The organism is Sediminibacillus massiliensis (assembly GCF_900156915.1).
GTDB classification, from domain to species: domain Bacteria; phylum Bacillota; class Bacilli; order Bacillales; family Amphibacillaceae; genus Sediminibacillus_A; species Sediminibacillus_A massiliensis.
The window spans coordinates 1,262,795-1,276,159 of the sequence record NZ_LT732535.1 but is presented as its reverse complement, the minus strand read 5'-3'; the positions used below and the strand labels follow the sequence as shown (position 1 = coordinate 1,276,159).

General features: G+C 38.1%; 15 protein-coding genes and 1 pseudogene. 11 read left to right on the top strand and 5 right to left on the bottom strand.

The window, feature by feature from the left end; genetic code table 11:
• The first annotated feature begins 237 nt into the window (after positions 1 to 237).
• Together CZ434_RS07215 and CZ434_RS07210 are read left to right on the top strand one after the other, a co-directional pair.
• Positions 238 to 738: an RNA polymerase sigma factor gene (locus CZ434_RS07215; protein ID WP_077622503.1), complete on the top strand. Its 501-nt coding sequence runs from the start codon at positions 238 to 240 to the stop codon at positions 736 to 738.
• Positions 731 to 1,702, top strand: coding sequence for an anti sigma factor C-terminal domain-containing protein (locus CZ434_RS07210; protein ID WP_077622502.1), 972 nt, complete (start codon positions 731 to 733; stop codon positions 1,700 to 1,702). The genes CZ434_RS07215 and CZ434_RS07210 overlap by 8 nt, the downstream gene beginning before the upstream one ends.
• Before the next feature lie 457 nt (positions 1,703 to 2,159).
• Here CZ434_RS07210 and CZ434_RS07205 read toward each other — a convergent pair whose 3' ends face one another.
• The 5 genes from CZ434_RS07205 to CZ434_RS07185 form a co-directional block, all read right to left on the bottom strand.
• A complete protein-coding gene (locus CZ434_RS07205; RefSeq protein WP_077622501.1) occupies positions 2,160 to 2,624 on the bottom strand; it encodes a DMT family transporter in 465 nt (154 codons plus the stop codon).
• Positions 2,625 to 2,635: 11 nt separating this feature from the next.
• Positions 2,636 to 3,064, bottom strand: coding sequence for a DMT family transporter (locus CZ434_RS07200; RefSeq protein ID WP_077622500.1), 429 nt, complete (start codon positions 3,062 to 3,064; stop codon positions 2,636 to 2,638).
• A gap of 84 nt (positions 3,065 to 3,148) precedes the next feature.
• Positions 3,149 to 3,463, bottom strand: coding sequence for an ArsR/SmtB family transcription factor (locus CZ434_RS07195; RefSeq protein ID WP_077622499.1), 315 nt, complete (start codon positions 3,461 to 3,463; stop codon positions 3,149 to 3,151).
• Positions 3,464 to 3,575: 112 nt separating this feature from the next.
• Positions 3,576 to 4,439 carry a DMT family transporter gene (locus CZ434_RS07190; protein WP_077622498.1) on the bottom strand — a complete coding sequence of 288 codons (864 nt, stop codon included), beginning with the start codon at positions 4,437 to 4,439 and terminating at the stop codon, positions 3,576 to 3,578.
• 297 nt (positions 4,440 to 4,736) lie between these two features.
• Entirely contained in the window at positions 4,737 to 5,636 is a 900-nt protein-coding gene (locus CZ434_RS07185; protein WP_077622497.1) for a LysR family transcriptional regulator, read from the bottom strand.
• 181 nt (positions 5,637 to 5,817) lie between these two features.
• Between CZ434_RS07185 and CZ434_RS07180 the strand changes: the two genes are divergently transcribed.
• From CZ434_RS07180 to CZ434_RS07135, 9 genes and pseudogenes are all read left to right on the top strand, one after another.
• Positions 5,818 to 7,008, top strand: a complete 1,191-nt coding sequence (locus tag CZ434_RS07180) for an MFS transporter (protein ID WP_077622496.1) — start codon at positions 5,818 to 5,820, stop codon at positions 7,006 to 7,008.
• A gap of 305 nt (positions 7,009 to 7,313) precedes the next feature.
• The gene (locus tag CZ434_RS07175) at positions 7,314 to 8,084 is read left to right on the top strand and encodes a TerC family protein (RefSeq protein WP_077622495.1); all 771 of its coding nucleotides are present in this window, start codon (positions 7,314 to 7,316) and stop codon (positions 8,082 to 8,084) included.
• 378 nt (positions 8,085 to 8,462) lie between these two features.
• A pseudogene (locus CZ434_RS07170) lies at positions 8,463 to 8,783 on the top strand (PadR family transcriptional regulator).
• An 11-nt stretch (positions 8,784 to 8,794) separates the two neighbouring features.
• Complete coding sequence (locus CZ434_RS07165; protein ID WP_077622494.1) at positions 8,795 to 9,148, top strand: DUF1048 domain-containing protein; 354 nt, start codon at positions 8,795 to 8,797, stop codon at positions 9,146 to 9,148.
• A complete protein-coding gene (locus CZ434_RS07160) occupies positions 9,145 to 9,474 on the top strand; it encodes a DUF1048 domain-containing protein (protein ID WP_077622493.1) in 330 nt (109 codons plus the stop codon). The genes CZ434_RS07165 and CZ434_RS07160 overlap by 4 nt, the downstream gene beginning before the upstream one ends.
• Before the next feature lie 483 nt (positions 9,475 to 9,957).
• Complete coding sequence (locus tag CZ434_RS07155; RefSeq protein ID WP_077622492.1) at positions 9,958 to 10,149, top strand: DUF6366 family protein; 192 nt, start codon at positions 9,958 to 9,960, stop codon at positions 10,147 to 10,149.
• A gap of 162 nt (positions 10,150 to 10,311) precedes the next feature.
• Positions 10,312 to 10,488: a glycine zipper domain-containing protein gene (locus tag CZ434_RS07150; protein WP_077622491.1), complete on the top strand. Its 177-nt coding sequence runs from the start codon at positions 10,312 to 10,314 to the stop codon at positions 10,486 to 10,488.
• A gap of 597 nt (positions 10,489 to 11,085) precedes the next feature.
• Positions 11,086 to 12,339, top strand: coding sequence for an aminopeptidase (locus tag CZ434_RS07140; protein ID WP_077622489.1), 1,254 nt, complete (start codon positions 11,086 to 11,088; stop codon positions 12,337 to 12,339).
• A 207-nt stretch (positions 12,340 to 12,546) separates the two neighbouring features.
• Positions 12,547 to 13,350, top strand: a complete 804-nt coding sequence (locus CZ434_RS07135; protein WP_077622488.1) for a pentapeptide repeat-containing protein — start codon at positions 12,547 to 12,549, stop codon at positions 13,348 to 13,350.
• Positions 13,351 to 13,365 lie beyond the last annotated feature (15 nt).

Below are 13,365 nucleotides of genomic sequence, written 5' to 3'. Positions count from 1 at the left end.
TATCCTGCTATTTTTCTTTCTGCCCTATGATTATAGGGGATTCGCTCCATTTCTAATCATTTTATTATTTTGGTATGGATATTAATTTTGGGACTATTATGCTGCAAAGAAAGTTAAAAGCAGAAGTAAAGATAATACTTAAAAATGTAGGATTTCTTCAACCTTATTTCTTTTTTTTACTAATTTTGTAAACTTTTCGCCATCTCATTCGTCTTACCTAAGAAGGGAGGTGACCTGGTGAATGATCCTGAACAATTAGAGCAGCTGAACAAAGAAATGAATGTGGTCTACAGATATTTAAGAAAGATGGCAATTCCTCATGAAGACGCCCAGGATATTGTTCAAGAAGCAGCATACAAATTTCTGTTATATTATGACTCTATTAAAACACCCAAAATAAGAAGCTGGCTCATTCGTGTAGTATTAAATTTCCATCACGATCAATACCGGAAAAATAGAAGGGTAGAACTCGGATTACAGGAAGAACAAGTCCGCTCGTTTTCTGATGCCTTACCTGAAGACATAATTCTATCAAATGAAACGTTGTTAGACATAGAAAACATACTGAATAAATTAAAACCTAAATATAGAGAACTTATACAACTTAAATACATATGGAGTTTGAAATATGAAGACATATCACAATTGCTTGATATGAATATTGGTACAGTTAAGACTTCGCTGTTTCGAGCGAGGAAGCAATTCGTGAAATTGTACAGGAGGTTACATAATGAATGATCAGAAATCAAATTCTACAAAAGAAATTGACTTTGTTACAGGCCCTTCTTTCCAACAGTCAGTAAAAAAAGCGATAAGAAAACAAACGTTTAAGTTCATAAGCATTTGTTCTGTTTGTACGCTGATTATTCTTTTTGTCCTTTATCACGGAGCATCTTTTATGTTGGACAAAAAGATTGAAAGCGCTAGTGCAAGCATGTTGTATGCTAGGGTGAATGGAGCTAACATCTATGAAGATGTTAATAGTGTTGATTACCACGGTTTACTTAGCGCAACTTACATAAGTAAATTTTCTAAATATATGGGAGATCGGGAAATTACATGGAATGTTACAGAAGAGAAATTTACAGTTTTCAATAGAAACAAAGCTGACGCCATTACAATTAGAGATAGAAATTTCAGTGAGGAACTTAATCGTAGAGTACTCTATAACAAATACAATGGCGAAAGGCAAGTTGATTTTTATTATCCTCAAATAGAATATGATTTTTTACCACAAGAATTGAACATTGCAACAGAGCTTGAAGAAGACAAATTAGTTGAAGTTGCCCTTTCATTTGATAAAGGGTACACCACTAAGGAAATAGAAAAGTTAATGGGAGAAGAGAATGTGACCTGGTTCTGGGTAGATACCGCTACTGAAGAGAAAATAGACAATTTTTCCAATACCCGCTCTCCTTATGTGGATGGTCCGTCAGCTGATGGATTTCAAGTCTACAGTGACGACTATACATCCTCCGCTAAAGAATTCTTAAGGGATATTCAACAACTAAAAGAAGAGGGTACATATCAAGCCGCCGCAAAAAGGATGGCAGAAGGGATTAACGGAGAGTCCATTCCACACGTCCTTGACGTTAAATTAATCGGAGCAATAGTTACTGGGACACCAGAACAGTTGAATGAGTATAAGGAGCTTGGCATTGTAAGAGCCTCAACGATTGGGGCCACTATTGATTTTTATTAACAAAGATAGACATTCTATTTAGGATTTCCGAAAAGATTTGTGACTAAATCTGTAAGTTGCTTTGAAATAAATAGCGTGAAAAATATTAGTTGAAACAAAGTGTATGCGGCTTTTTGGGAAATCTCCACTTAAATAACAAAGTACACGGGTGAATCAGAATCTAAGAGTTTGAGGTGTGTCTTTACTAAATCAAACTTGGCTTTGTTGGGTGTCACTCATCCTGAATTTTGCAGCCGTTTTTTATTTTTTAATTATCTTCACCCGGCGCTACCTTTTTTACTCTTTTAGCCATGGCTGCATTAACCGCGATTATCGCCATCTTCATTAGTAAGGGTGTTGGAAAGGGTCTCTATTGTAATTGCCTTATTAGGAACAGGAGGACTGATCCTCGTTATTAAGAATAAAAGGCTGCAATCTAATTTTAAAAGATTGCAACCTTTTGATTTATTGTACAACATTACGCAGATGTTTCTTCACTGGTACGTTTATTTCCTTTATAGATGAAATAAAGAGCAATAATCATAAATAGTAATGCAAACCAACGTTTCGTATCCAAAGGAATTACTAAACTATTGAACCAGCCGAAGTTGTCAATAACAATGCTGATTACAAGCTGCCCAATGATAACGGTAATATTGGTTGCAATGACCCCGATTTTAGGAACAGCGGCTATAATAAAAAGTAAAAACAACACACCTAAAAATACGGCGCTTAATTGCCATTTAGGTACTTCCAGAATGGCAAGTAGATTTCCATGACCGAAAAAAAGGATAATAATGGCTAGAAACATTGTTCCAGTTAGAAAAGTTAACAGTGTAGTTTCGATTGTTCCTGCTTTACGACCGAATGTACCATTTACAGCCGATTGTGCGCTTAATGTGAGACCACCTAAAAAGGTGAAAAGAATCATTAATATACCCATTTCCAAACCTCCTAGTAAACCAATACGAGTGCTATAATCATTGAAATTACAGCCAATATTTTTTCTTTATTGATGACAGATTTCTTGCTCCCGAGCCAACCATAATGTTCAATCACCATACTCATTACTAATTGACCAATAATTACCGCAACCATCGTTATTCCGACACCGACAAATGGAACACTAATCACAATAGATGTTAAATAAAAGACCCCCAAGACACCGCCAAGTAGTGTCCATTTAGGTGCTTCAACGACATAAGAAAGTTTCCCTTTTCCAAAGAATATCCAAAGTAATCCTAGGATGATGGAACCAATAAAGAAGTTATAAAAACTAGTTTCCAGCTTTCCGATCGTTTTCCCTAATTCACCATAGATAGCTCCTTCAAAACTAAGCGCAGTCCCTGCTAATAACGCTAATATATAGGAAATGTAACGCATTAAATAAACCCCTCCTGATTTCTTGATTTTTAAATATCTAGAATAATCGATATATTGTTCATAAAAAAACAGAAATCAACCAACTCAGATTTCTGTTTGAAAATATTCAGCAAACTGACGGATGGCTTCTTCGTTCCTACGATAGTACGTCCACTGACCATACCGAACAGATTCAAGCAAACCAGCTTTCTGCATCATATTTAAGTAGTGGGATACCGTAGATTGAGAAGCTTCGGCTTTATCTTGAATGTCTCCTACACATACTCCACCTTTATAACTTACCTCCTTTGGCAGGTGTGCGCCTTGTTTAGGAAAATGCTTTTCAGGTTCCTTCAGCCAGTGTAAAATGTTCAGTCTCGTTTTGTTTGATAACGCCTTAAATACATCGATTGGTTCCATGGTCCCTATTATATATCGATTTTTTTCGATATGTCAATCTACAGAAATCAAGTGTATTTCCCATGTTTTCTGCTATAAGTAGACGTGTGCAATTTACTGGAAATAACCATACTCAGCTGGACTGCTTCATACTAAGTACCGTGATGGTAACAAGAATAATCACCATCCCCAGAATTTGAATGAAAGTCAAATGATCCCCTAGAAGTAGAACGCCGAATAATGAAGCTGTCACCGGCTCTATCATTGCGACCATTGAAGCAGTTGTCGGTGCAGTCCGCCTAATGCCAATCACATAAAATATAAAGGAAATTCCAGCCCCGACGATTCCTAATAGAAGAAACCACCCTGCATCGCTTGACGTCACAACGCTGGCTGCTTCATCATTGTCCGCGAAAAGAAAGAGGATGACACAAAATGAAAAAAAGGCGATGGTTAAGGCGGTTTGCGGCTTTCCGTTAGAAGAGGCATTTTTAAAACCGAATATAAACAATGCATAGGAAAGACCCGCAGCAAGACCTGCAGCAGCTCCTAAAAGATTTACGGAAATTGAATCTGCATTATAGGCTCCTGTAAGCAAGATTATCCCCAAAAGCACACCGAAAATGCACGCCCATTTAAACCAAGTCGACCGTTCTATCTTCAATATAAAGGAGATCAAAAGGACGAAAACAGGTGCGGTGTACATTAAAGTAGCGGCGACAGCTATGCTTGAAGCCTGGATACTGAGAAAATAAAAAGTGAAATTTCCAGCCACCCCGACACCCGCCAATAGGGACCAGATGAACAAACGAGAAGAGAAGTTTTGTCTAAAACGAAAAAGAAACCACGCAAAAAAACATATAAAACCGACAGCCCCCCGGTAGAGGGAAATGACAAGAGGATCCCAGCCATTGTTCATTAAAATATCGGCAATCCCCCCACTAATGCCCCAGCATATAGCGGCTAACATCACTAAGCCTACACCTGCAAATCTCATCGAGTACCTCCTAAAGATAGGCAATGGTAAGAGTTTTCTACACCTAATTAGAAACTGACATGGACTTCATAATGTTATGCCAAGGGTCAATCGATCTTCTTTGCGTTCCTAATCAAGCGTATGTATTAAGGTGTTATCGATAATTCCTTTAATTTCTCATACCTAAACCTAAACAAGCCCCATGGAATGTGATGGGACGGTATTTCAAAAAAAGAAACGTTACTACCAAGCGACGGGGACAAAACAGGGAAGGCGTATTATGGACAACCTCCAAGTTATCTTAATGATCTACACATCTCAGGAAGAACTAGTAAACCCGGTCTGAAGTTCCTTTAGAAACACTTCAGCTGCAGTGGAAAAAACCTGATATTTCTTCCAAACAATATTTAATCCGGATTCAAGCCTTGGTTCCAGTGGTCTAAAACAAAGATTACTATCACCGGAGGTATTCACTAGCTTATCAAGGGTTACAGCATAGCCGATGCCTTCTTCGACCATGATGGCAGCATTATATACAAGGTTGTAGGTAGCCACGACATTCAATTTATCAAAATCTTCTCCGAACCAATCCACAAATTCATTTTTAGATAATGTTTGTTTCATGGCCTGTCGTGAAAAAATCAGCGGCTCATTTAATAAGTCATCGGCTTGAATGGTCTCTTTGGAAGCGAGTGGACTGTCTTTTCTCATAATAACCCCCCAGACGTCGTTAGCCGGGATATTGATATAATTGTATTTGGATAAATCAGCTGGTTGAATTACTATGCAAAAGTCAAGAAGTCCTTTGTCAAGCCGCTCAGTCACATCTTCATCGTTGCCACTGTAGAGGTGGTAGCGTATATTTGGATAACTTGATTGCAATTCTTTAACTACTCTCGCGATCTGCTTCAAAGCTTCTGTTTCCCCGCTGCCTATGTAAACATCCCCGCTTATGGTATCCTCCATGGAAAGAAATTCTGCCTCTAATTTACCGACCATTTCGAGGATTTCTTCTGCTCTTTTCCGGAGGAGCATTCCTTCCTCTGTGAGAATGATCCTGTGACTACTGCGAATAAACAGCTTTTTCCCTAACTCTTGTTCAAGGTCTTTTAATTGCCTTGACAGGGTTGGCTGTGTAACATGCAAAAATTCAGCCGCACCCGTAATGCTTCCTTCCCGTGCAACAGTAAGAAAATACCGTAAGACTCTCAATTCCATCTAAAACTCCTCCTTTATCATGCTTTAGTATAATTGCTCATTAAATGCCTAACAAGCATATCATGTTATGAGAAATGAGTATTTGTTATAAGAGAGAGGCGTAGTTAAAATAAATAACTAGCAAGTAACAAGTTTCCTGGATTCTGAAAGGGGACATGCATTGGTATATAGGAGGTGCGTATTGATGAAAGGTAATAAATTATTGATTTTCATATTAACCGTAGGAGTTTTCGGCATCTTGAATACGGAAATGGGGGTTATTGGGCTATTGCCTTCCATTGCTGATCACTTTAATGTCAGCATACCGACAGCAGGATTGACAGTGAGCCTTTTTGCCCTTGCTATTGCAATTTCTGGACCAACGATGCCGTTATTGTTATCCGGAATTAACCGGAAGAAGGTCATGTTACTTGTATTGGGTGTCTTCGTTTCGGGAAACATCGCATCCATATTTGTAACCAACTTCACTCTCCTGTTGATCATTCGGATTGCGTTGGCCCTGTTCCATCCGGTTTATTGTTCCATGGCTTTTACCGTCGCCGCATCCTCAGCAAAACCCGAAGAAGCACCCAAAGCGGTTTCAAAAGTGTTCATCGGGATATCGGCCGGTATGGTAGCCGGCGTACCGATTGCGAGTTTTATCGATAGTGCTGTTTCCTATGAAATGGCGATGGGATTTTTCGCTATTGTAAATGCGTTTGTATTGTTCGCTACATGGATGTTTGTGCCCTCAATGCCTGTTCAAGAAAGACAATCTTACGGCGAACAACTTGCTGTTTTGAAAAAATCGATTATATGGGTGTCGATAGCAGCAGTCATTTTATTGAATTCTTCCGTATTCGGTGTATATAGCTATATTGCTGAGTACCTGGAAAACGTCACGCACATGTCGCCGAGTATCATCAGTTTGACGTTATTCGTTTTCGGTGGAGCTAATATTATTGGAAATATCGTAGCAGGCAGGGTACTCACCAATAATCCGGTAAAGTCCATCCTAGTTTTTCCTTTGTTATTGAGTGTCGTTTACATCCTTTTATTCTTCACTGGAGGGTTTGCTATTACAATGGTAATCATTACTTTCCTGTGGGGACTGTTGGCAGGAGGAATCATGGCCAATATTAACCAATATTTGATTTCATCCTCAGCCCCTGAAGCTCCTGATTTTGCCAACGGGCTATTTATATCAGCCTGTAATGTAGGGACAACTTTAGGTTCAGCTATGGGTGGATTATTTATCTCACGTATGGGTACACAATCCGTCGTTCTGGTCGGGATACTATCACTGCTTCTTAGTATAATCGTAATATTATTGAGATATTATATGCATAGTGCTTCCAAACAATTTTCTGAATCTGCAATCGCACATGATTAACAGTCTACACCTGGAAAAAGAGGCTCTCCTTGTAAAGGTCAGAGCCTCTTTTTCGTGAAGTGAAATTAACTATTCCTATAATTTGAAGTGGTCAGGGTACCTTAAAACTGAAGAAGATAACTCTGCTTTTTTATTGCAATCCTCCACTGCAGCCTGTCGGTAAGTCGTGGAGTCTTTTATTTATTTTGGCATCTTTCTTTCAGGAAGGCGTAAATGTAAATACATACAGAATTAGAACGTGGGAAAAATGAAAAGATAAAGTATAGGTTCATGAAAAAAGTTCGGGTTGGAAAGGAGCATGGTTTTTGGAGTCAATTTGGTTGGAATACGGATGGACGTTATTGATTTTGATCGGTCTGGAAGGTTTATTATCGGCTGATAATGCGCTGGTCCTGGCTGTTATTGCCAAGCACTTACCGGAAGATGAAAAGAAAAAAGCAATCAAATATGGAATATTGATGGCCTTTGTTTTCCGGTTTGTTGCTCTTTTTGCTATTTCCTTCATCGCAAATGTATGGCAGATACAGGCTATCGGCGCTGCATATCTTCTTTATTTAGGATTGAAACATGTTATAAAGGCACGATTCGGAAAGAAAAATGAAAATGTGCACAAAGAAGAGGAAAAAGAAGCGGCAGGCAAAGGCTTTTGGCCTACGGTAGGCAAGATAGCTTTAGCGGATCTTGCTTTTGCGATAGATTCTATTCTCGCTGCTGTCGCCCTTGCCCTCGGTCTTCCGGATTCTCCACTCGGAAATTTCGGCGGAATGGATGGCGGAAAATTTTTAATTGTTTTGCTCGGGGGAGTGGCAGGACTTATTTTGATCAAATATGCTGCGACCTGGTTTGTACAGCTGCTTGAAAAGCGTCCTGCTTTGGAAACAACAGCGTATGCGATTGTAGCTTGGGTTGGAGTTAAACTGGCTGTGATAACCCTCGCACATGAGGATATTGGTGTATTGGACCACGATTTCCCTCACAGTACCGTTTGGACCCTTACATTCTATGGGGTTCTCGTTGCTATCGCGTTATTTGGATGGTTTGCGCCCGGGAACAAATCACAGAACATAAATAGTTGATCTTCAAAGGGTAAGGACTATGGATGCCCAAAATTAGTTGATAAGAAAAAAACGATGTGCCAACAGACTGCATTTTTGGCACATCGTTATGTTTATTCAATATCGTACGTATTTAGGAGAAATCAGACAGTTATCTCGAAACTGAGTCTTCAAGAAAAGGGCAGGTTTATGGAAGATTTGGTTTCAAGATTATAAATTCAAATTAAATAAATGTATTGTGATTCAAAATAAGTAGAGTCAACTCGTGTTCTTTCTTCTTCTAATATTGGGAATTTCCATTGACTGACGTGGTATTTAGTATTACTATATACCTGTAATAAGTATTACTTCATATTAGTATTACTAAATACCAGATATGCAGACTAAACGGAGGTAATCATGGAAAATTTTAGAGAAATGAAGAAAGGGGTGCTTGAGGGGTGTGTTCTTGAGATTATTAGCCGTGGTGAAACATACGGCTATGAAATCACGCAAAAGCTAAGAGAACTTGGCTTTAATGATGTGGTTGAAGGAACCGTTTATACGATTACTATGCGGTTTGAGAAAAACAAATTGGTGAATATCGAGAAAAAACCATCCACTATGGGACCGCCAAGAAAGTTTTACACACTTAACAAAGCAGGTTAAGAGCACCTTAAAATATTTTGGGAAAAATGGGAATTTGTCTCAAGTACACTTAGCAAATTAAAAGCAAAGTAAAGGAGAATTCAATGAACTTTTTTGAAAAAATAACAGGCAGCGATATGACGAAAGAAATGAAAGTTTTAGAAGCACGAGCAAAAGTCTTGCCAGTTGAATATCAAATGGCTTGGAAAGAAATTAATAGTTGTCTTTGGGTTCACGGAGATTTCACCGGTCGTAATCTGATGCCGATTCTGGATAGTGTTATTGAACTGCTTGAAGTTACATCAGCAGACGGCCAGAGCGTCGAAGAAGTTCTAGGAGATGACATTAAGGGCTTCTGTGCAGCTCTTGTTGGTAACAAAGGCGCAAAAACCTTTAGAGATAAATGGCGTAATCAACTCAACAAGAACGTAGCAAGAAAATTAGGAGGTCTAAAATGAGTATCAGAGAAATCATGGAAGGTAAAAAAGAATGGAGAGCTCATGTTTCGCGTATCAAAGCACTTCCAAAAGATTACCAAATTGTTTATAAAGAGATCCAAAAATATCTTTTCAAAGTCGGTCCTGTGGATCTAAACGAAGGAATCGGACTTCTTTCTGAAATTCTCAGCTTCTTTGAAGAAGGTGTAGCTGCTGGGAAAGGTGTGCTTGAAGTCACAGGCAAAGATGTTGCTGCTTTTTGCGATGAACTAATTGAAGATTCAAAAACTTACGCTGATCTGTATCAAGAATCGGTCCATGAAAAAATCATTAAGGATAAGAAATAATAGAAGAAACATATAGTTGCCAAAATATTATTTCGATATTTTGCGGCGTTAAATATTTATATAGTTAGTACGGAGAAAAAGTGGCGGATTAATACCGTTGATGGATAAAGAAGGGGTGCCAATTGTTCAATAAACGGTGGCAAAACATTATTTTGATGGTTCGCGCCCGGCAACAAATATTTCCAGAACAACAGTAGTTGACTTCAAATGGCAAGAATAATGGATGCCGAATATAAGTTGATAAGAAAAAATGACGTGCCAACAGACAACAGTTTTGCACGTCGTTTTGTTTTTTTAGGATCGGATTATTAGGAGAGGGTAGACAGTTATCTCGAAATCAATTCTTATACAAACGGGGGCGAGTGTTCAACATGAACGATCGCTTTTTTATTACCAGGGAAACTTAAATTAGAGAATACAGTTTTGAAACGGAATTAGATTTATAACGTATGTAATAAGAGAAGTGATTTAAGGAGGGATTAGATGCGATATGAGAATCAAACTTCTGAAGAAAGAAGAGAAAGACTTAGACAAAAAGAGTTAAGCAATCCTTCGAGTAGTGGCCATGGGAGCAACCTTGCAGATTTGGTTGGTGGTTTAGGCTGGAAGGGTACTGGTATATTTATTCTCCTGCTAATAGCTGGGTTTATAATTTATTCCTTAATTATTCGATAAGAATCACTATGGTAAACCAGTCAGATATACCTCGGATTCAATTCTTCCTGACCTGCACCTGGGAAGATTTAAACAATAAAGTGCTCGTTCTCAGTACTGCTTTTTAACTTAACGGAGCAGCATAAAGCTAATAAAATTATGAGAGGGGAGCTATAAATAATAATGAGTAAAAAAAAAAAAGCAACAGGAGATACTTATTTAGCGGTTGGAATTGGTATAGGATTACCTTTAGGAGCCGTGCTGGGATTGACATTATTTGATGACCTGGCAATCGGAGCTGGAATAGGTTTGGTTTTCGGAATAACAGTTGGAACAGCAATTGATTCAAATAAAGCTTGATTAATTTTTTCAGAAAAGGCGGCGATAACTGGATAACTACCCCCTTTTCGAGGAAGCTTGATGGAGGACTCTGCTTTACTAATGATTTGAATAGTCTCTTCTATTCATAACTTTTCCCAGAGCATAAATCACAACACAATATACTGTTAAATATATGATTAATAATGGTAGAGGGTTAATTCTGTCATTTAAGAATGGTAATAGAATGATCATAAGAGCTAACAAAATTACTCCAGCTCTTGTTTGGTACTTGTTCATCTTCTTCATATTAAACACCGTGTTCTCCTCCTTACACTGAAAGATAAATAGATGTACATTGTACATTTTGTTATGTATTTCTTGTTACCTTCAGTTTAGAAGCATAAACGGCTAAGAAGGAAGTTTACTAATTTAGTGAAACGTAAAGGGATGTCTTCGATTCGAGTTTTTTTATAGGGCAGATTGCTCAATATGATCCTCGTCTAATGGACCAAGTGTGTTATATCAATATTTTGGAGGTCCAATAGCTATCGCTTGTTGTGCTAACGAAGCAGGTTAGTTTAAGTAGGTCAGGATTCTGTAGGAAATCTATACAAGAACATCACAGGGGAGATTTAAATGATTAAAGGAATATATGAATTTATAAGTGAAGCACAGCTAGAAAAGTATGCAAAACTTGCTGTACGAGCTGGTGTGAATCTTCAAAAAAATCAACTATTGATTATTCATAGTGATATACAAAATGCTACGTTTGCCCGTCTAATCCAAACGGTAGCCTACGAGGCAGGAGCTTCAAATGTATTTATAGATTGGACAGATGAACAGTCTACCAAAGAATTCTACCTAAATGCAGCAGATAGCGTCATCGATCACTTTCCTGATTGGCAGGCGGCCCGTTTTAAGGAGTGGGACGATACAGGTGCTGCTTACATCCATATTATTTCTGAAAACTTAGATGTCTTTAAGGAGGTTTCTACAGAAAGGATAAATCGTTTCCAAAAAGCATCTCGTACCAAATTGAGGGATTACTATGCGAAAATTAGATCCCATCAGGTGCGCTGGTGTCTTCTAGCTGTCCCAAACGTTGCATGGGCAACTAAAGTATTTCCAAACCTAAGTAAGGAAGAAGCTTTACGATCATTATGGAAATTAATTTTAAAAGGATCTCGGGCGGATGGGAAAAATCCTATAAAAGCTTGGGAGAGTCACAATAGAGCCTTCGAGTCTCGAAAAAAAATCCTAAACGAGAGCCAATTTGAATCCCTGCATTTTACAAATAGCCGTGGAACTGACTTATTAGTTGGTCTACCGAAAAATCACCTCTATATCGGCGGGGGTGTCATAGATAAAAATGGAATACCTTTCTTTCCGAACATTCCTACGGAAGAAATATTTACTGCTCCACATAAAAATAAAGTGAATGGCAAACTGGTAGGTACTAAACCTCTTATCTATGAGGGAAGCATAATCGATGAATTTTATCTAATTTTTAAAGATGGACGGATCACCGACTATTATGCCGCAAAGGGACAGGAATTGTTAAAAAATCTCATCGAAACAGACGAAGGTTCGCATTATCTAGGTGAAATTGCCTTGGTCTCAAATAAATCTCCTCTTGCTCGGACAGATACTCTTTTTTACAATACCTTGTTTGATGAAAATACGTCCTGTCATATTGGAATCGGAAATGCATCTCCTTCCAATATTCAAAATGGCATTGACCAATCTGGGGAAGAGTTGAAGGCAGCGGGTTTGAATACTTCACTTTTGTCAGTCAATGTGACCTTTGGTACCGAAGATATGAAAGTAGTGGGCATTAAAGAAGGTGGAACTGAAGTCCAGCTAATGAAGGATGGGGATTTCCAATTCTAATTCGTCTTCAACTTAAAAACAGAGAAAATCGATTTCTGATGGATTTTACTTAGTACTAGTTCTAGTGAAAACAAACTGGGCAGCATTCCTTTAACAAATGAAGTTTACCGGTTATGCTAGTTTACGTACACTTCAAAGTATCTCGAATTTGAGTCATCATGAAAGGCTAATAGTTAGGGGGATTTTTAGTAATGGAAGTGTTTATTAATGATTGAAGAATTAAAGTCAAATTGTACACAATGCTTTGGGTTGTGCTGTGTAGCATTGCCTTTTGCTAAATCAGCAGACTTTCCTTTTGATAAAAAGGGAGGAGAACCTTGCAAAAACTTATGCTCGAATCACTTATGTTCTATACATGATACATTGAAAGATAGAGGATTTAATGGGTGTATAACCTATGAATGTTTCGGTGCCGGGCAGCATGTTTCGCAATTTCTATATGAAGGTAGAAGTTGGCGAGAAAATAATGAGTGTGCCGAACAAATGTTTTCGGTTTTTCCTATTGTCCAACAATTACATGAGATGCTTTGGTATCTTAAACAAGCCCTAAACACAAGTGAAGCTGTTCCAATTCGATCTAACCTGCTAGAAATATATAATAAAACAGCTCAATTAACTTCAAAAGCCCCTGAAGAGATATTAGACCTTGACGTTACAGCACATAGAAAACTTGTAAATGAACATTTAGTAGAGACTAGTAAATTATACCGAGCAGATTTCCTGCATAATACAAGGAAGATAAAGGTTGCAGATTATATAGGAGCCAACTTAGATGGTAAGGACCTACGCGGAGAGGATCTTAGAGGAAAGCTTATGATTGCTGCTAATTTAAAACATAGTGACTTAAGAAAGGTTGATTTCATTGGAGCTGACCTTAGAGATGCAAATTTGAGAGGAGCTAATTTAAATGAAGCACTGTTTTTAACTCAGTCGCAAATCAATTCTGCTAAGGGAGATGCGCAGACTAAAATACCAGAGTATCTAGATAAGCCAATACACTGGTTGAGTTAAGTAATTTAGATTACA